Below are 19,678 nucleotides of genomic sequence, written 5' to 3' on the forward strand. Positions count from 1 at the left end.
CAGGTCGTCGCCTCGCCGCGCGTAGCGGAAGCCGTCGGCGACCGACGCCGGCAGGTCGCGCCCGGCCAGTTCGGTCTCCAACGCCTCTGCGCTCAGGCAGACGCCCTGCGGCGTGGTGTGCCGCGCGCGCGCCGCCTTGAACCGCACGTACTGCAGCGACGACCAGGCGCGTTCGGCGGCCGGGTCGTCGGTCGCCAGCAGGTGCAGATAGGCGACGACGGTCAGCTGGGGTCCGCTGGCGGCCCACGACGGACAGGCCTGGCTCGGCGTGGCCTGGCGCCAGAAGTCCGGGAAATAGTCGTCGCCCAGGTCCTCGCGCGAGATGCTGGCGCCCAGTTCGGCCCATTCGGGCGTCGAGGCGAAGTGGTAGAAGTCGTAGTGGGCGACGTGGTTGATCCACCCCGCTTCGTTCAGCAGCTTGGCGTTGGTGTAGGCGTTGTTGGCCACGTTGCCGACGTGCAGGACCTTGCGCGGTCCGTCGGGACGGTCCGCCGGAGCGCGAGGCGCGGGGTCGGCCGCGATCTCGACCGGTCCTGGCCGCCGCGCCCCGGAAAGCCTGGCCTTGATCCAAGTCGCGAGCGACATCGGCGGGCTACAGCTTGCCGCCGAACAGGCCGTACTGCTCGCACCAGCTGTCGAAGCTCAGCAGGCACCAGATCAGGCCGACCCAGTTGGCCTTGTCCTCGAAGTGCTCGTCGAGGCGGGCGCGGACCCAGGCGGGCTGGAACACGCCGCGGGCGGCGATCCGCCGCTCCGAGAGCCGCTCTTCCAGCAGGGGACGCAGCACGCCGCGGTACCACGAGGCGTCGGGCGGGCCGAAGCCCATCTTGGGCTTGGTGTAGACCGACTCGGGCACCAGCGGCTTGACGGCCTCGCGGAACAGGATCTTGCCGGTCTCGCCGTCGCACAGCTCGCCCCAAGAGGTCTGCAGCAGGCGGTCGACCAGCACGTTGTCCAGCAGCGGCACGCGGGTTTCCAGCGAGTGGGTCATCGAGAGCTTGTCCTCGAGCACCAGCAGACCGTGCAGATAGGTCTTGGCGTCGACATACATCAGGGTGTCCCAGGTGTCGTTGCTGGGCGCGCTCTCGATCGCGGCGTTGATGGTCTCCAGGGGGTCGAAGCCGTCGATCTGGGCCAGGAACGCCGGCGTGAAGGCCGAGGGCAGCACGTCCTTGGCGATCGGGGTGTTCAGCATCACCCGGTACAGGTTGAACGGGTCGCTCTCGTCGGGGGCGTAGGGCGAACGCTTGAAGCCCGGCGCGGCCTCCCAGGCCTCGCCCGGGGCGGGACGCGTGGCGTGCGGCACCAGCCAGTAGCGCCCGACATAGCCGCCGGTCACCTCGTCGCCGCCCATGCCGGACAGCACGACCTTGGCGTCCTGCGCCACGCGCGAGGCGATCATGTAGTTCACATAGGCCATGCCCATGCGCGGGTATTCCAGCGCGTGGATGGTGGCGTCCAGCGTCTTGACCAGGGTGTCCTGCGACAGCTCCAGCTCGACGCGGTCGATGCCCAGGAAATCGGCCGCGGCGCGCGAGAACTCGCGTTCGTCGCAGAAGGCGTCCACCCCGACATTGTCCAGGTCGAAGATGCACGAATAGGCGCGCACCCGGGGGTCGCGATGGTAGGCCGCCACGGTCACCGAGGTCGAGTCGATGCCGCCCGACAGATAGGCCATCACCGGCACGTCGGCGGCGATCTGGCGATCGACCGTGTCGAGCAACAGCTCGCGGAAGTCGGCCGAAGCCGTCTCCATGTCGCGGCTTTCCTTGCGCTCGAAGACGAAGTCCCAGTACTTGCGCTCCTCGACGCCGTCGGCGTCGACCCGCATCCAGGTGCCTGGCAGCAGCATGCGCACGCCCGTGAACGGGGTGCGGCCGTGCCATTGGTTCATCAGGCTGAAATACTCGATGATCGCTCGGGGCGAAGACGCGATCGGCAGCAGGCCGCTGGCGTGGATCGGTCGGACCTCGGATCCGAACAGGATCGCGCCGTCGGCGCGCTCGTGCAGATAGAGCGGCTTCACGCCGTGGCGGTCGCGGGCCATGAAGGCCGAGCGCTTCTTGCGGTCGATGATGCAGAACGCGAACATGCCGTTCAGGCGTTCGGGCAGGCTTTCGCCCCACTCGGCCCAGCCGTGGACCAGGACCTCGGTGTCGGAGTGGTCGGTGACGAACTTGTGGCCCCGGGCCTCCAGTTCGGCGCGCAAGGCGACGTGGTTGTAGATTTCACCGTTGAACACCACCCACACCGAGCCGTCGGCGTTGGACATCGGCTGGTCGCCGGTCTCGATGTCGACGATGGCCAGGCGTCGGAACGCCAGGGCGAAGTCGGCGTCCGACCAGTAGCCCTCGCCGTCGGGGCCCCGGTGGACGATCGAGTCGGCCATCAGCCTCAGACGCGAAGGCGCGTCAGGCTGCCGGCCGAAATGGAGGATCCCAGCGATACCGCACATGAAGCTTAGTCCTTGAGAATGTTTGCTCTTCAGCGTTCGCCGAGGCGGGAAAGCCGCAGGGTGGAGGCGGGATCGACATAGGCTTCGAGCATCAGTTCCGCGATCAGGCGGGGATTGTGCCAGCGCAGCACGAACTCACGCGATCGTTGGGCGATCTTGGCCCATTCGTCGCGTCGCGACAGCACGACACGGAGGTCCTCGACCAGGTGGTCGGGGCGAATCCGCAGGATCGGCAGATCGTCCAGCATGGCCTTGGGCACGAAGCCCAGGTCCTCTTCGCGCAGGTAGCAGGCCACGGGCTTGCCCATGGCCATCAGCTCCACCGAGAAGCCGCCGTACCAGCCGGCCAGCACCTGGTCGATGACCAGGTCGGCGTCGCCGTACAGCTTCATCGCCTCGGCATGCGGCAGGCCCGTGACCTGGCGGTAGTCGAAGTCGAACTCGCGGCTCAGGGTCTCCAGCGCGGCCTCGATCAGGGCCGTGCCCTTGATCTTGGGATCGCTGGGCGCGTGCAGGATCAGCGGTCGGCCGCCGCTGCGCGGCGGGATCGGCTTGAAGGCCTCCACGTCGAGATTGGCGTAGGGCAGGAAGACCGCGTTGGGCGCGTAGTGGCAGAGCTCGGGGTTGAGGGCGAACACCCGGTCGCAGAGCGGCAGGATGTCGTCGATCATCGCCTTGCGGCTGTAGTCGATGCTGGTGACGCAGGTCTCGAAGCTGCCGCAGCCGCCCGTCCGGCACATGGTGTGTTCGTTGCGGGCGTCGGACTCGGCGCCCAGGCGGGCGTCGCAGCCCTGAAGGGTCATGAACACCTTCTTGCCCAGCGCCTTGGCCAGGCGCAGGTCGGCGAACGGCGCGGTGTTCAGCGGGCCCAGATCCTCCCATTGCATCAGGCTGCGGCCGAAATAGTAGTGCAGCACGTCATAGTCGAACGGCGCGGTCATGCCGAACGCCGCGCGCTCGCGAACCTCGTTCATGTCCTGGGTGGCCCAGGCCGACAGGACGCGGTCGGCCGGCAGGTTGAGCCAGGTGTTGTAGTTGATCACCAGGTCGCTGGCCGCGCCGAGGCGGCGTTCGGCCCGCGACAGGGTCCAGGGCTGGTTGCCGACGTTGTTGGGCGCGTGCAGCACGCGGATGCCGTCGCCGCGCGGGGCGTCGCCGGGCTGGCTGCTCGGCGCGGGACCCGCCGGGATGGGATCGGGCGTGCGGCCGGTGGCGTCCTCGACGCGCAGTTCGGCCAGCTGGGTGGTGGCGTTGGTCGAGTAGCCGTTCGCGTCAGAACCGGAGTGGTTCAGATAGATCACCGGCCGGATGTGGGCGGCCGCCGCGAAGGCGGGGTCGCGCTCGGTGAGGCTGGCCGGGTTGAAGACCGTCGAGACCTCGATCCAGCCGTCATCGACCCCGTAGGCCTTCGTCGCCCCGCCGGGGAAGGTTTCGCCGAGGAAGGTTCCGGCCGCGTCCCAGGCGCGCACGCCCAGGAAGTAGTGCGGCGACTGGTCGTCGGTGCTGGGCTGGACGCAGCGCAGCTTGGCCGACAGCTGATAGGCGCGCGGCGGGGTCAGGGGGATCGAGCCCATCGACATGATGGTGATCAGGTGCCGGAACTGGCCGACCTTGCCGATCCCTGGCGAGCCCTGGATCGAGCCGGTGAAGCCGGGATTGACCGTCGCGCCGATGGCCGGCTGACCCACGGTCCAGTTGATCGCGCCGTCCGAAAAGTCGGAGGGCAGCAGGACCTTGCCGGGCTCGATGCCCAGGCGGTCGTACTCGTCCTGTCGCAGGCCGCGATAGATGTCGACCAGCTTGGCCCATTCGTCCTCGACGTCGAGGTCGTGCAGGGCGCCGGGAACGCGGTCCGTGAGCTTGGCGAGCAGCTCGCGGTCCTCGTACAGCTTCTGCATCTGCGCCCCGATCGACTTGGGGTCGTTCGGATCGAAGGTCAGGCCCACGCCCATGTTCGCGATGCCGCGCGCCTCGGGATAGTCGGCCACCAGGACCGGCAGGCCCGCCGCGAGGTATTCGAAGATCTTGTTGGGCAGGGCGAAGTAGAAGTTCTTGCTCAGCTTCGGCAGCGTCCAGATGCCGACGTTGGCGCCGCGGGCGGCCGCCACGACGTCGCCCGACGGCACCGGATTGATCAGGATCAGGCGGTCGGCGGCGCCGGCCATCTCGGCGATCTTGCGATAGTGGTCGCCGAACCAGTCCAGGGACGGTCCGCGGATCACCAGGGTGACGTTGGGCGCGTAGGCCAGGGCTCGGATCACCGGCTCCAGCAGGCGCGTCTTGCCGGTGCCGCCCTGGTACAGCACCAGGAAGCGGCTCAGCTCGACGCCGATCTGCTTGTGCAGGTCCGGATATTCCTTGCTGGGCTCGGCGTCGAGCCGCGGGACGTTACGGACCAGCTTGATCTTGGACCGCGGCACGCCGGCCGCCTTGGCCATCTCGTCGGCGATCGAGCCGCAGACGGTGATCACGGTGTCGGCGCGCCGCGTCGCGATCCATTCGGCCAGACGGAAGACGGTCTTCTCGAACAGCGGATACGGCGTCCAGCGGTCGGCCTTGACGTTCCAGCGGACATTTTCCGAGTGCCACTCGTGATAGTCCACCACGCACAGTGCGCGGGAATCGTGCGCCGCGCGCATCGCGACCAGGGCCGCGTTCAGGTCATGGCCGTGGAACGCGAACGGCCGGTACTTGCGGGCGGCGGTCAGCATTTCCGCGCCATAGATGTAGGGCGCGGTCATGATGTAGTTGCCGGCGGTGGCCGGCTGCAGGTCGAACGTGATGTTCGGACCCCAATCGAGCGGCTCCACCGAATGCGGCGGGTGCGACACGTCCGGCGCGATGACCACCACCTCGAAGCCGTCGGCGGCCAGCTTGCGGGCGCCCCGCTCCACGCGCGGATCGATGCGCAGCTGCGAGACCACCACCATGACGATCTGCTGCATGTTGCGCGACGGATCGGGCGCGCGCTTGGACCGGCCGTCGGCGATCGGCACATAGGCGCGGATCAGCGGTCCCCATTGTCGGGCGAGGCTGAAGCGGGAGGCGAGGCGACGGATCAACGGATTCATTGAGGAATGGCTTCTTTTGGATCTGTAGCCGGCGCGGCGCCCAGGAAGCGCTCGTACGCCTGAAGCTGTAGAGAAACGATGCGTTCAGCGGAATGGTGCGCCTGCATCCAGGCCGTGATGGTCGCGACCTTTCCCGACCGATCGTCGGGATCTTCGATGACCGCCTGCATGGCGTCGGCGATCTGTTCGGCGGTGCGGATGTCGTCCACCGGCGGGGCCTCGCCGAAGAACTGCCGCAGCACGTCACGGTCCATGGCGGCGATCAGCCGGCGTCCCAGGATCATGGTCTCGAAGGTGATCGCGCCGAAGGCGGGGATGATGAACTGGTCGACGACGGCGTGGGCGCGCAGGAACTCACCGATCAGCTCGCGCTTCTTCATCACGGGCGCCCACTCGACCATGTGCTCGACGCCGAGCTCGGCGGCCAGCCGCTTGCTGTGGTCGAGATCCTGGCCCCAGGCGACGGCGCGGAGCGTGCAGGTCAGTCCGCGATCGCGCAGCAGCGCCAGGGCGCGGAAGACTCGGTCATTGCCCTTGGCCATGCTCATGTCGCCGCCTTCCCGCCAGTGCTGGCGGGTCGGGGTGAAGAACACGACCCGATCCCGGGGCGGGCGGTGGCTGTTTCGCCGCTGGGCGGCGAAGGCGGTCAGGGCGTCGCTGTCCACCGCGTGGGGGAGGCGGACCAGGCGATCCGGCTCGACGCCGAACTTCAGGGCCGCGTCGACGCAGTCGGTGTTGGTGACGAACACGCTTTCGGCGTGTCTGTAGGACGCCAGGCAAAGGCGGCCCTGGGGGTCCTCGTCCCACGGGATGCTTCTCAGCGTGCCGTGCTCGTAGGCGAAATAGGGCACATCCATCGCGAACGGCATGGCCGGGGCCGTCGCATAGCCCTGGATGATGTCGTAGCGCGACAGCAGCCGCGGCAGATAGGGATGCCACCACCAGATATAGGTGAAATCCAGGTCGTGTTCGTCGAGACGGCGGCCGGTTTCGCCCAGGACGCTGTTCGCGCGCTGGGTGGTCTTGGCGCGCAGCTTGGCGGTTCGCTTGAAGTTGAACAGGTAGGCGCGGTTGCTGTCGGCGCGAAGGGTGTAGGCGCGCAGGCGGGCGCGGAATAGCCGCATGCGCGCTTCCAGGCCCTTGGGCAGAGGCAAGGGCTTGGCGAACAGCCACCACCAGACCTGACGGCCCACCAGCACCAGCGGCGGGGCGTTGGGCGTGCCGCAGTGTTTCGCGATCCAGGCGCGGGCGCGGTCGGCGCGCGCGTCTCGCCGCGTCCGCAGCCAGGACTCGGCGCGCAACAGGAGCCACGCCGCGTCCCAGCGCCGTTCCGGATGCGCGCGGTGGGCCAGCAGGGCGCGGATGCAGGCGTCCAGGCCGCCCTGGGCGAACCACCGGGGCCGCTTGAAGCCGTTGCGCATCCGCACCGCGCCCCAGTCCGGATCGTTGGGGTCGCCGACGTCGCCCTGGAACTCGCCGTCCTCCCATTCGGGACAGCCCATGATGTGGAAATAGTCGTTGCAGAGCACGTCGGCCTCGATCCCGCGCGCGCGCTGAATCTTGGCGTTGAAATAGGCGTTGTTGGCGATGTTGCCGATGTGCAGCACGCGCAGCGGGCGGCCCTTGCGCCGCGCGAAGTCAGCCGTCCATTCGGCGCTCGACCGGGTCAGCCCGCCGCGCACGGTGGCGGGTCCTTCTGGTGATGATCTATTGCCAGACACTCAAAGCCCCCGATCCGGAATACGCCGACCCTTAGGACTTAGGCGCTTACGCGCGGCGGCTGTGCTCGCTCCGACTCCCGGGCCGCCACGATAGCGGCGTAGGATTGGGCCTGCAAAGCCACTATCTGCTCGGAAGAGTGATATTTGCGCATCCACTCTCGCGCCTTGGCCCCGGTTTCCAGAGCGCCTTGCGGGTTGCGGATCACCTCCCGCATCGTGGCGGCGATCTGCTCGGCGGTGCGAACGTCGGGGACGGGCGGCGGCTCGACGAAGAAAGCCGTGAAGGTGGGCTTGTCGATCGACGCGATCAGCAGGCGCCCGAGCAGCATGGTCTCGAAACCCACCGCGCCCATGGCCGGAAGCAGGAACTGGTCGAGGATCGCGTGGGAGCGCATGTACTCCTCCCACAGCTGCCTCTTCTTCATCACCGGCATCCACTCGACCTGGTCGGTGAGGCCCAGTTCGGCGATCAGGTCCTTGCTGGCCTGGACGTCCTTGCCCCAGTCGACGACCCGCAGCCGGCAGGTCAGGCCTTCCGACTTCAGAATGCTCAGGGCACGGAATATGCGGTCGTTGGCCTTGATGTTGTTGCCCACCCAATGGTGGCGGGCCGGGGCGAAGAACGCCACGACGTCGGACGGCGGCTTGGCGCGGGGGTGGGCCCGGGCGAAGTCCTCGATCTTGTCGCTGTCGAAGGCGTGGGGCAGCGGCACGACCCGGTCGGGGTCGACGCCCATCCGCACCGCGGAGTCCAGGTTGTCGGTGTTGGTGACCAGCACCGCGTCGGCGCCGCGATAAGAGGCCATGCAGAGGCGGCCCTGGCCGTCGTCGTCAAACGGGATCGAACGGATCGTGCCGTGCTCGTACGCGACGTACGGCATTTCCATCGCCAGGGGCATCGCGCCGTAGGTCGCGTAGCACTGGACGATGTCGTACTGGCGGAACAGCTTCGGCAGGTAGGGGTGCCACCACCAGATATAGACGTGGTCCAGGTCGGTTGGTTGTATCTGACGACCGGTCTCGGCCAGGATCGTGTTGGCGTGCGCCTCGATCCGCGCCCGCGCCTTGCGGTTGTTCTTCAGGTGCAGCGGAGCCTCGACATTGGCGTCACCGCGCAGGCCGTACAGCGCGATCCGCCGCTGCAGGCGGCGCATGCGGGGCGTCGACCGCTTGGGGTCCTTGGCCATCCAGTCGGCCAGGGCCTTGGCGCCGGTCTGGGCCAGCAGCATGGTCGGCTGACCGTTGCCCAGGCCGGCGGGACGGCCGCAGATCTTCAGGATGAGCCCGCGGACCACCTGGGCCGGATAGCTCTGGCGGCTCAGCACCCAGCGCTCGAACTCCAGGCCGTACCAGGTGGCGCGGCGGGCCCACTGGCTCTTGCCGCGACCGGCCATCAGCATGCGAATGCAAAGATCGAGCGAGCCTTGGGCGAACCAGCGAGGGCGCTTGTACGGCTTGGTGAAGCGCACGCCCCACCAGTCGGGCATCATGTCGTCGCCGTGGACGCCCTCGAACTCGGCGTCCTCCCACTCGGGGCAGCCCATGATGTGATAGTAGCCGAACGACAGGACATCGGCCTCGATTCCACGCGCGCGCTGGATCTTGGCGTTCATGTAGGCGTTGTTGGCGATGTTGCCGATGTGTAGAACCCGCAACGGGCGCCCATTTTTCTGGCGAAAATCGGCGATCCACTGCTTGGAATCGAAAGATTCGCGCAAACGTCCGGCTTCAAACAAATCGATCTCGTCGCGCGCATTGACCGCGCCGGAGCTTTTGTTGAGCATTATTGATCCATGAGTTTGCCGCGCGCGCGTTTGTTACAATGAATGCGGATCGCAGTAAACATCACCGGGCGGGCGCGCGCGCGCCGATTCCGTCAAGCTTCCAGGCTTCGTTCGAGGCGGCGGGCGACGGCTCCCGTCCACCCTCCGGTGGCCAGATAGAGCCGGCCGATCCGTCGGCTGACGGCTTCCAGATCGTAGTGCTCCGACACCCAGGCCCGGCTCGCCCGACCGACCGCGGCCAGGTCGATCTCGTCGTTCGCGCAAGCCTCCAGCACCCGCTCGATGTCGGCCGGTCCGGCTGACAGGATCGGGCAGTCGGGGCCGGCCAGCCAGTCTGGCCGCCGCAGGAAACACAGCACCGGCTTTCCGGCGGCCATGGCCTCCAGCGCGGCATAGCCGTAGGCGCCGATGATGAACTGGTCCGCCACCAGGTCGGCGTCGTGCTGGGCGGCGATGACCTCGGCGTTGCTGACGCCCGACAGCTCGCGATAGTCGATCTCCACGCCCCGCGCCTTCAGGGCGGCCACCGCGGCGCGCAGCATGGCCGTGCCTTTGAAATGCGGATGGTTCGGCGCGTGGAACACCTTCAGCGGACCCTCGCGCCGGGTCGGCGGGGCGAGGGCCATCCTGGCCACATCGACGGGCCAGTAGTGGATCGGCCAGGCCTCGGGGTCGTAGAGCCCCATCTCCGCGGTGGTCATGCGGGCCGTCGCCAGGGCGTTGCGCCGGCTCATGCGGGCCTGGCTGGGGGTCTCGTCGCATACGCAGAAGCGGCCCGGCGCCGGGCAGAACGAGCAGCAGTTGGGTTCGCCCAGGGCGGTGGTGGTCCTGCGGGTCCGAACATCGGCGCCGTAGGCGGCCAGATAGACCCGCTTGCCCGCCCGGCGCAGCAGGCGCAGCTCGTCGAGCCGCACGCCGCGGTGCAGGGGCGCGGCCAGCAGGCCCTGGTCGTGGAAATAGTGGAAGGCGTCGTAGTTGAGCAGGGCCCAGTAGAGGACGGCGCGCCGGAAGGCCGGATGCAAGGCCCGGGCCCGCCTGTGGAACCGGGCCTCCCAGAGCGACAGATCCAGATCGAACGCGGAGGTCACGCGATAGGTCTGGAAGACCAGGCTGCGCGAGCGCCAGCCCAGACGTTCGACGCACCGGGCGAGGATCGGCGTGACCAGGATCGGGGTCGAGGCCCACAGCGCCGCGGGCCGACCGCGCCACAGCCGCCAGGCGGCGACCGGCCGCGACAGGGCGACCACCACGGCGTCGGCGACGATCACCGTCAGCCAACCGGCGGCCTGGATCGCCTTGKACGTCAGGATCGCCAGGATCGTCGCGAACCGCACGGTCTCGATCAGGACCGCGCCGGCCGCGAATTTCAGGCGAAGGCTCATGACCGCGGCGGCGCGGCGGCCTTGCGCCGGGGCGGCTTGGTCGCCGCCCAGGGCGCGGGGAAGCTGGCCGTCGTCCAGGGCGAGAACCGGGCCGCCTTGTTGGTCGCGCCGAAACGCGCGCCCACGGGGATCAGACTGTTCGCGCCGATCGCGTAGCGGACCCGCACGTGGATCTGGTCGCTCGGCGGCTTCAGGTCGTCGGCCGCCCAATCCTGGCCGGGCTCCAAGTGGTCGAGGGCGGCGGCGTAGGCGGCTTCGCGCGAGCCCAGGCGAGGGGCGTTGACCGGGAGCAGGCGATCGAAGGTGTCGAAATAGATCCGGTAGCGGAAGAGCTTGGACAGGTCGTATTGCTCGAAGCCGACCTTGGCGGCGACGTCCTGGGGCAGCACCAGATACGGCAGCACCTGCGGGGCCCGCGCCTCGGCGATGTCCTTGGCCGAGACATGGGGCGTGTAGTAGCCGAGATAGGGGTCGAAATAGCTCCAGTCGCCGGACTCTTCCTGGACCTCCAGCGCCGTATGCCCGGCCCCGGCCCAGACGGAGCGAAGTTTCGGATTGAAGCCCGCGACCTTGCGCGTGCGCACCCCGTTCAGCTCCAGGAAGATCGCGGCGACCGTGCCGACATGGCCGCARCCGCCCATGCCGGACATGAAGATCTCGGCCCCGTTCCGGACCCGCGTGTCGAGCCCCCAGCCATAGACGTGGCGCACATAGTTGAAGATCTCCCGGCGGAGCGCCTCCCGGGGCAGGCCGGCGCCCAGAGCCTGGGCCTGCCGCTGCATCTCGTTCCAGTCCAGGGCGGCGCGGCCGGTCGGCAGGCGCATGGCGCTCAGCCGGAAAGGCGCGCGCACCATGGGCAGGTCGTTGGAGCCGAACGGGTCCAGGGTGACCAGGGGCGTCAGGGTCAGGCCCTGGTTGATCGAACGATTCGGCCGATCCTCGGCCAGCGCCTCGCCCGCCAGCTCGTTCGCGCGGAGCACCCCTTCCCGCGCCGCCAGGATCGGCGAGCGCCAGGTGTTGGGCGAGGTGAAGGTCGGCGTCGTGTCGAACTCGAACCAGTAGGTGCGGCGCTGGTCCGACGCCTTGGGCGGTTCGGCCCAGAAGACCGGGTTCTCGGGATCCTCGTTGGACTGGCGCAGCAGCAGCGGCGGCAGGGTCTCGTCAACCGTCACCGGCGCGCCGTCCAGGTCGACATAGCGCGGGGCGGGAGGGTCGAGGCGCGCGATCTCCAGCGTCTCGGCCGGCGCGTGGCGATGGACGATCGGCGGCGAGACTTCGAGAATCGCGGGCGTGACGTCGCGCTCGTCCGGGGTCAGCAGGGACAGCTCGGCTTCGTTCAGCAGATCCAGCGGCGCGGGCAGTCTGGCGAGCTGGGCGTTCACCTCCCGCAGGGCGGTCATCAGGTCGGTCAGGGCGTCGGGCTCGACCGGCTCTCCGCGACGGCTGTTGTGGACGAGCCGCCGCAGCACGTTGGTGTGGGTCGAGATCTGATGGACCACCTCGGTCTCGGTGGCGCCGATCGAGGCCTTGATCAGGTCGACCCCGCTTTCAGCCTTGCCGTCCAGCTGGGAGGTGATCGTCGTCAGCATGCCGCCCAGTTCCTGGCGCAGCACGTTGGTGTGGGCCGAGATCTGGTGGACGACCTCGGTCTCGGTGGCGCCGATCGCGGCCTTGGCCTGGTCGATGCGCGCATCGAGCTTGCCGTCTTCCAGTTGGGCGACGACGGAGGCCAGCAGACCGCCCAGCTCCTGGCGCAGCACATCGGTGTGGGCCGCGATCTGGCTGATCACGCGGGCTTCGCCGCCGACGACCACGGCCTTGGCCTCGTCCAGGCCGACATTCAGGTCCTGGCGCAGCACGTCGGTATGGGCCGAGATCTGGCTGACCACGCCGGCTTCGCTGGCGGCGATCGCGGCCTTGGTCTCGTCGATCCGGGCGTTGAGCTCCTGGCGCAGGGCGTCGGTATGGGCCGCGATCTGGCTGATCACCTCGGCCTTGTCGGCCTGGATCAGGGCGAGCAGGGCGAGGTGTCGTTCCTCGCGGACCGCCTCGATGCCGGCCAATCTCTGGTCCAGCGCGCGCCAGAGGTCCTCGAAACGATCCAGGACGGCCGTCAGCTGACGGCTCGTGCCGCCCACCAGGCTAGGGACCGGTCGCGTCCAGTTGGGGGATTCGGACTCGGACGTCACCACTATGCTCCACGGCGCACTGAACTCTGTACGTCCATTAGTTGCGGATTCGGTCGTCGATGCACAAGCGGAACCGCAGCGACTCGCGGCTCAAATCCCGTGTTGTCCAAAAGCGGATCGCTGTAAAGCTACAGAGGCTTGGTAACAAGCACTGAAAGGCCGTTAGGATTGGCGTCGTAAATATTAAAATCCTTCACACCAAGGTCAGTCAACCAGACGGTAACCTCTTCCTCAGTGTGCTGCCAGGCATGATGGGGATGATACCAATCATAGTTGATCATGTTGTTGGTTTCGAAATCGAACGCGTCGTTCCAGAAACACTTCATGAAGCCGTAGTAGACAAAGCGCTGCACATTGTGCTCGCCAGCCGGAAGGCCCAAAGACGGGATCGCATTCTCAAGATTGATCTTGGTGTCGATCTTGGACAACTCGCGGCCTAGCTCAGTGATGGCGTGGCACGCCTCGTAACATTCTTCGGGCGTGAGCTTGGTGAAAGACTCGCGAATATGCTGATCAACGAAGTACCGCGCCGGGCCCATGCGCTTGTAGATATAGAAGAAGAACTTACCGCCCGGCTTGACCTTCTTGTAGAGCGCCTCGACGGCGCCGCGCGTCGACGGCGTGTGATGCAGGACGCCGTCGGCGATGACGAAGTCGAAACTGTCGTCCGCGAACGGCGCGTGAAACAGGTCGGCGCGGACCATCGACAGGTTGGGAAGATCGCGCAGATTCTGGTGCGAGGTGACGGCCGCGTCTGAGATGTCGAGGCCGAACACCTCGCCGCGCGCGTGCTTGCTGATGAAGTTCAGGTTGAAACCCGAGCCGGTGCCGCATTCCAGCACCCGCTCGAACTGGCCGTAGAACCTGGCCAGGTCCTCCACGCCGTCCAGGCCCAGCTTCTTGACGAACCACTGGGCATGGAAGTCCCAGTGCTGGTCCGCCCAGCCGTAGGTCGTGAACCGCCGCCACTTGTCGGAGAAGGTGGTGTTGGTCTCGGCCTGGCCGGTCGTGTCGGCCGGCGGCGGCGCGTAGGCCAGGCCGTGGGCCGTGGCGAATTCGGTCAGGTCGGGCTGCAGCGCCTCGCTGCGGAAGATCGGCAGGCCGTCGATGATTGGGTGCCAGGCGCCGTCCGGTTCGCGCAGGACGCCTTCGATGACCCTGTCGCCGTCGGACTTGAAGACGTCGAGGTTCAGGGCGGCTCCATTGCCCGGGGCGACAAGTTCCTGGGCGATAGCGCGGCGCAAAGGGCAACTCCTTGTGGTGCTAGGGCTGGCTAAGGCCTGCCCCCGGCGAGGTCAAGTCGGGGCTTTTCCCAGGACCGCCGAGGCCAGGGCCAGGGACGCCGTGAGGCCTGGGGATTCGACACCGAAAAGGTGGATCTGACCCTCCAGCCCGTGATCCGAGGGCCCGACGATCTGGAAATCGGCGTCCGGGCCCCCGGGGCCGACCAGTTTGGGGCGAATCCCGGAATAGGCGGGGGTCAGGGCGTCGTCCGGCAGGCCGGGCCAATAGCGGCGGACCGCGTCGTAGAACACGTCGGCGCGGCGCGGATCCACGTCGTAGTCCTCGGTCTCGACCCACTCCACGTCAGGACCGAACCGGCATCGGCCGGCCAGGTCGAGGGTGGCGTGGACGCCCAGCCCGCCGGGCATCGGGATCGGATACACCAGGCGTGAAAAGGGCGAGCGGCAGGCCAGCTGGAAGTAGCTGCCCTTGGCCATGAAGCTGGACGGGATGAGCGCCTCGGGAAAGCCCTCGATCGCGCGGGCGACGGCGGGGGCCTTGAGGCCCGCGGCGTTGACCAGCAGGCGGGCCGACACCTGGGTCCGCTCGGCGCCGCCGACCTCGAGCCGGACGCCGCCCGGGATGACCCGTCCGCCCAGCAGCGGCGTGTTGAACGCCACCGCCGCGCCGTGGTCCTCGGCCTCGCCCTGGTAGGCCAGCATCAGCTGATGGCTGTCGATGATGCCGGTGCTGGGCGACCAGAGGGCCGCCACGCAGCGCAGTTCGGGCTCGACGGCCTTGACCTGCGGCCCGGTCATCCAGGTCAGGTCGTCGACGCCGTTGGCGCTCGCCCGCCCGACGATGCCCTCCAGCCGCTCGGCCTCGGCCTCGTCGGTGGCGACGATCAGCTTGCCGCAACGCTGGTGGGGAACGCCGCGCGAGGCGGCGTAGGCGTAAAGGGCTCCGCGCCCCTCGACGCAGAACCGGGCCTTCAGGGAGCCGGCCGGATAGTACAGACCGGCGTGGATGACCTCGCTGTTGCGCGAGCTGATCCCGGAGCCGATGTGATCAGCGGCTTCCAGGACCACGACGTCCCGGCCGRCCATCGCCAATTCGCGGGCGTTCGACTTCTTCCTTGTGCGTCCTGCGCCATTCGATCAGGCGCTTGATGCCTTCGATGACGTCGATGTCGGCGGTGAAGCCGATTTCAGCCGAGGCCAGCGTCGGATCGCCGATGCGGTTGCGCACCAGGGTCGCCTGGCTGCGTTCCTTGTAGTTGATCGGCTGGTTGCAGCCGGTCAACTGCAGGATGATCTCGGCCAGTTCCTTCAGCGAGGTGCGCTTGCCGGTGCCAACATTGTAGAACGAGCCGGTGGCGTCGGCGAGCATGCCGCAGACATTGGCCTTGGCGCAGTCCTCGACCGCGACGAAGTCGAACGCCTCGGAGCCGTCGCCCATGATCGTCGGGCCTTCGCCCTTATCGATCGCGTCCAGCATCTTCATGATCACGGCGATATAGGCGCCGCGATAGTCCTGGCGCGGGCCATAGACGTTCATGTAGCGCAGGCCGATGGCGTTCAGGCCGTAGCGATGCACGAAGGCGGTGAGCATGGCTTCGCCGGCGATCTTGGTCGCGCCGTAGAAGTTCTTGTTGTTGAACGGGTGGTCCTCGGTCATCGGCTCCTGCACGGCGTCGCCGTACACCGAGGCCGACGACGACCAGACCAGGCGTTCCACGTTCTGCTCGACGCAGGCTTCCAGCACGTTGAACGTGCCGCGCACGTTGACGTCGAACGCCGCGCGCGGGAACTCGTGGCACTGCAGCAGCCACAGGGCGGCGAAGTGGAACACCCCGTTGGCGCCCTTCAGCGCCGAGTTCAGGATGTCGGGCTGGGTGATGTCGCCGCCGATGTCGTAGATCTTGACGCGCGGATCACGCAGCGCTTGAGCAAGGTTCTCTTCGCGACCGCGCACGAAGTTGTCATAGATGACCAGTTCGCGCAGATCATGCTTCAGCAATTGGTCGATGGTGTGCGAGCCAATAAGGCCGGCGCCGCCGATGGCGACGATTTTCTTACCCGTGATATCCATCGACAATTCCATTATTTAATGTCGCGCGAAGGCGCAGGACCGCCCGTCCATAGCTAGTCGCTTCTGCGCAGGCAAGCCTCCGGCGGCTCAAAATCCGAAAGCGCCGAAGGCTTCCTCCAGATTAAGAAGCGACCAGACCATCAGCCGGTGGTTGACCCGTCCTTCGAAGTGATCGTCGAGCATCGGCCGGATCGCGGCGTAGTCGAGACAGTCGTAGATCTTGGCCTTGGGCGTGCCGATCAGGCGTCGCACATAGTCCATGCTTTCGCCCTTGAACCAGGAGGCGTCGGGCGCGGAGAAGCCCTGCTTGTCGCGGTCGACGATCTCGGCCGGCATCAGCGGCCGCATGGCGTTGCGATAGACCTTCTTGCCCTCGCTGGTGCGCGAGCCCCCCATGGCCGCCACGGCCTCGAACGAGTCGAAGCCGCCGACCTTGAAGTGGGCCGGCAGCGACTGGGCGAAGTCGACCAGGTCGTTGTCGAGGAAGGGCACCCGGACCTCCAGGCTGTGGGCCATCGAGGTCTTGTCCTCCATGGCCAGCAGGCCTTGCAGGAAGGTGCGGGCCTCGAACGTCCAGACCGTCTGCAGCGCCTCGTCCACGGTCATGCGCGCGGGCATGTCCGGCAGCTCGGCGGCCAGCAGGTCCTGGGGCGAGACGTCGCGCACGTCCGACCAGATCGGCGCGAACAGCTCGGCCGCCCGCTTGTCCGGCAGAATGCGCTGCCAGTAGCTGAACAGCTTCTGCTTGAGGACGGCGGGGTCGGAGTCGATGGTCTGGGCGTAGCGCCAGGGATAGCCGCCGAACAGCTCGTCGCCGCCGGTGCCGGCCAGCACCACCTTGTTGAACCGCGAGGCCAGGCGGGCGATCAGGAAGTTGGGATAGCTCTGACCGACGCGCGGCTCCTCGAGGTGGCGCACCAGGGCGGGCATGGCCCGCTCCATGTCGCCGGCCTTCAGCACCATTTCATACTGTTCGGTGCGGAAGCGGGCCGACATCATCTCGGCGTCGCGCCGCTCGTCGAAATAGACCTCCATGCCCGAAGCCGAGCTGAGGTCGAACCCGCAGGTGAAGGTGCGGATGTAGGGCTGCATCGAGGCGGCGACGGCGGTGATCGAGCCGGAGTCCAGGCCGCCGGAGAGATAGGCGCCGACATCGACGTCGGACACCAGCTGGCGGCCGACGGCTTGTTGGAACAGGCGGCGAAGCTCGGTGGCCGCATCGGCCTCGGTCAGGCCCTTTTCCTGGCCGTGGAAGGCGAAGGTCCAGTACTGGCGCGGCTCCTGGCGGCCCTTGCCGACATCGATCGCCATCGCGCTGCCCGGCGGCAGCAGGTGGACGCCCTTGAACAGGGTCCGGTCGCCGTAGAAGTTCTGGAAGGTCAGGTATTCGCGCAGCGCCGTCGGCGCCAGCTCGGCCTTGAAGGCCGGGTGGGCCATGAACGCCTTGACCTCGGACCCGAACATCAGGGTCGAGCCGACCTGGGCCCAGTACATCGGCTTCACGCCGAAGCGGTCGCGCGCCAGGGTCAGGCGGCGTTCCTGGTTGTCCCACAGGGCGAAGGCGAACATGCCGTTGATCTTGCCCAGGCAGTCCATGCCCCAGACGCGCAGGCCCTTGAGCAGGACCTCGGTGTCGGAAGAGGTGTGGAACTGCTCGCCCTGGGCCTGCAGCGCCGTGCGCAGTTCACGATAATTGTAGATCTCGCCGTTGAAGGTCAGCGTGTAGCGGCCGTCCTCGGTCTGCATCGGCTGGCGGCCGCCGTCGGAGAGGTCGATGATCGCCAGGCGCCGGTGGCCCAGGGCGACGGGGCCGTCCGTCCAGTGTCCGTCGCCATCCGGTCCCCGGTGCGCGATCGCGTCGGTCATTCTCTTCAGGACGACCACGGAGGCGGGACGATTGTCGATCTCGATGAAGCCCGCAATTCCGCACATACAGCCTGTTCCCTCAAGAATTCCGCGCACAAGCCTGCCCGGAACGCCACCAGGCGGTTCCGGTCAAGCTTATCTACAGCGGTCGCCTATCGTGAGACGGCGCGCTATAGAAGCGGCGATTAAATGGAGAGTCGGAGAAATGCACGTACTTCTGACAGGCGCAAGCGGCTTCATGGGCAAGCAGTGGCTCCGAAATCTTCCCGAAGGGGTCAGTGTGACGGTGCTCGGCCGTTCCAAGCCTGAAGAAGCGCCGGCGAGTGCGGGCTTCGTCGAGTGCAATCTTTCGGCTCCAGGCGAGCTGGCTCGGGTGATCGAGAGCGGGGCCTTGCCGGCCAAGATCGACGCCGTGGCCCACCTGGCCGTCTCGCGTCTTCACCGCACCTTCCCCGACACGGCGCTGGACCTTTTCGAGGTCAACGCGGCGGCCACCGCGCACCTGCTGGACTACGCGCGCCGGGCCGGCGCCAGCGCCTTCCTGTTCGGATCGACCGGCAGCGTCTATGACGGCGTCGTCGGGCGCGACCTGTCCGAAAGCGAAGTCCTGACGCCCCGGCGCTATTTCCCGGCTTCGAAGTACGCCGGCGAAATGCTGGCCATGTCGTATCGCGAGTTCTTCCCGGTCTCGATCCTGCGGTTCTTCACGCCGTACGGTCCGCACCAGACCGAGCGCCTGATCCCCGACATCATCGCCCGCGTCCGCGAGGGCCGCGAGGTCACCCTGCCCGAGCAGGGCGAGGGCATGGTGCTGAGCGCGACCTATGTCGACGACGCGGCCCGCATCGTGTCGCAGGCCCTGGCCGAGCGCTGGAACGAGGAGGTCAATGTCGCGGCCCCCGAGACCCTGTCGCTGCAGTCGGTCGCCCAGACGATCGGCCGTGTGGTCGGCCGCGAGCCGGTCTTCGAGCGCAAGGCCAGCGCCGGCGCCTTCCGGTTCATCCCGGACCTGAGCCGGTTGGGCGGTCTCACGGACCTGAACGCCTTCGTGCGGTTCGAGGACGGCGTCCGCCGGATCGTCGCCACTCTCTAAAGCCGCTAAACTAAAAAGGCCCCCGCCTCGGACGAGACGGGGGCCTTTCGTAGAGACGGTCGCGGTCGGCGGGTTAGGCCTTGACGATCTTGGTCGCGAACTCGACCTGCAGGTCCTTGGTCGCGTTGCGCGTGTCGACGATCACCGGGACCATCTCGCAGAGCAGGCGATAGTTGACCTTGTCGTGGTCGGTGGCGATCAGCGCGGCGTCGTAGGTCTGCAGATTGTCGCGCGTCCACGCCACCGACTGCATGCCCTTGATCTCCTGGTGTTCGTGGAGATCCGGAGCGGTCGGGAAGTAGGGGTCGTAATAGTCCACCTCGGCGCCGCGCTCACGCAGCAGCTTCAGCAGCTCCAGCGACGGGCTTTCGCGCAGGTCGTCGACATTCTTCTTGTAGGCCAGGCCCACCAGCAGGACGCGCGACTTGGCCACGGCCTTGCCGCTCTTGTCGTTCAGCGCCTCGGCCAGACGCGTCACGACGTGGCGCGGCATGTTCTGGTTGATGTCGCCCGCCAGCTCGATGAACCGGGTCGACATGCCGTAACCGCGCGCCTTCCAGGTCAGGTAATAGGGGTCGATCGGGATGCAGTGCCCGCCCAGGCCGGGGCCCGGGTAGAAGGGCATGAAACCGAACGGCTTGGTCGCCGCGCCGTTGATGACCTCCCAGACGTCGATGTTCATCTTGTCGAAGATCAGCTTCAGCTCGTTGACGAGGCCGATGTTCACCCAGCGGAAGACGTTCTCGGTGAGCTTGATCGCCTCGGCGGTGGCCAGGCTGGAGACCGGCACGACCTTGGGGAC

General features: G+C 67.4%; 13 protein-coding genes. 1 reads left to right on the forward strand and 12 read right to left on the reverse strand.

The window, feature by feature from the left end; all coding sequences use genetic code 11:
- The 11 genes from AC1DZ6_RS05330 to asnB (AC1DZ6_RS05380) all read right to left on the reverse strand — a co-directional run.
- The coding region (locus AC1DZ6_RS05330) for a hypothetical protein (protein ID WP_477096150.1) at positions 1-585 on the reverse strand (585 nt) is incomplete at its 3' end.
- Positions 586-592: 7 nt separating this feature from the next.
- Positions 593-2,455, reverse strand: a complete 1,863-nt coding sequence (asnB, locus tag AC1DZ6_RS05335) for an asparagine synthase (glutamine-hydrolyzing) (protein WP_477096151.1) — start codon at positions 2,453-2,455, stop codon at positions 593-595.
- A 29-nt stretch (positions 2,456-2,484) separates the two neighbouring features.
- Positions 2,485-5,526 carry a glycosyltransferase gene (locus tag AC1DZ6_RS05340; RefSeq protein WP_477096152.1) on the reverse strand — a complete coding sequence of 1,014 codons (3,042 nt, stop codon included), beginning with the start codon at positions 5,524-5,526 and terminating at the stop codon, positions 2,485-2,487.
- Positions 5,523-7,208: a glycosyltransferase family protein gene (locus tag AC1DZ6_RS05345; protein ID WP_477096153.1), complete on the reverse strand. Its 1,686-nt coding sequence runs from the start codon at positions 7,206-7,208 to the stop codon at positions 5,523-5,525. Before AC1DZ6_RS05345 ends, AC1DZ6_RS05340 begins: the two co-directional genes overlap by 4 nt.
- A 77-nt stretch (positions 7,209-7,285) precedes the next feature.
- Positions 7,286-8,965 carry a glycosyltransferase family protein gene (locus tag AC1DZ6_RS05350; RefSeq protein ID WP_477096154.1) on the reverse strand — a complete coding sequence of 560 codons (1,680 nt, stop codon included), beginning with the start codon at positions 8,963-8,965 and terminating at the stop codon, positions 7,286-7,288.
- Between the two features lie 158 nt (positions 8,966-9,123).
- Complete coding sequence (locus AC1DZ6_RS05355; RefSeq protein ID WP_477096155.1) at positions 9,124-10,413, reverse strand: hypothetical protein; 1,290 nt, start codon at positions 10,411-10,413, stop codon at positions 9,124-9,126.
- On the reverse strand, positions 10,410-12,602 hold the full coding sequence (locus tag AC1DZ6_RS05360) for a hypothetical protein (RefSeq protein WP_477096156.1): 2,193 nt from the start codon (positions 12,600-12,602) through the stop codon (positions 10,410-10,412). Before AC1DZ6_RS05360 ends, AC1DZ6_RS05355 begins: the two co-directional genes overlap by 4 nt.
- A 128-nt stretch (positions 12,603-12,730) precedes the next feature.
- A complete protein-coding gene (locus AC1DZ6_RS05365) occupies positions 12,731-13,846 on the reverse strand; it encodes a class I SAM-dependent methyltransferase (protein WP_477096157.1) in 1,116 nt (371 codons plus the stop codon).
- A gap of 51 nt (positions 13,847-13,897) precedes the next feature.
- Complete coding sequence (locus AC1DZ6_RS05370; RefSeq protein ID WP_477096158.1) at positions 13,898-14,932, reverse strand: NAD(P)/FAD-dependent oxidoreductase; 1,035 nt, start codon at positions 14,930-14,932, stop codon at positions 13,898-13,900.
- Positions 14,895-15,917, reverse strand: coding sequence for an NAD-dependent epimerase/dehydratase family protein (locus AC1DZ6_RS05375; RefSeq protein ID WP_477096159.1), 1,023 nt, complete (start codon positions 15,915-15,917; stop codon positions 14,895-14,897). Before AC1DZ6_RS05375 ends, AC1DZ6_RS05370 begins: the two co-directional genes overlap by 38 nt.
- Before the next feature lie 87 nt (positions 15,918-16,004).
- Complete coding sequence (gene asnB, locus AC1DZ6_RS05380) at positions 16,005-17,849, reverse strand: asparagine synthase (glutamine-hydrolyzing) (RefSeq protein ID WP_477096160.1); 1,845 nt, start codon at positions 17,847-17,849, stop codon at positions 16,005-16,007.
- Between the two features lie 139 nt (positions 17,850-17,988).
- Between asnB (AC1DZ6_RS05380) and AC1DZ6_RS05385 the strand changes: the two genes are divergently transcribed.
- A complete protein-coding gene (locus AC1DZ6_RS05385; protein WP_477096161.1) occupies positions 17,989-18,876 on the forward strand; it encodes an NAD-dependent epimerase/dehydratase family protein in 888 nt (295 codons plus the stop codon).
- Positions 18,877-18,949: 73 nt separating this feature from the next.
- On the opposite strand, the gene AC1DZ6_RS05390 is transcribed toward AC1DZ6_RS05385, so the two are convergent.
- Positions 18,950-19,678, reverse strand: a 729-nt coding sequence (locus AC1DZ6_RS05390) for a nucleotide sugar dehydrogenase (RefSeq protein WP_477096162.1), incomplete at its 5' end; no start/stop codon positions are given.

The sequence above is a fragment of the Caulobacter sp. P1_B12_2 genome, assembly GCF_056406675.1.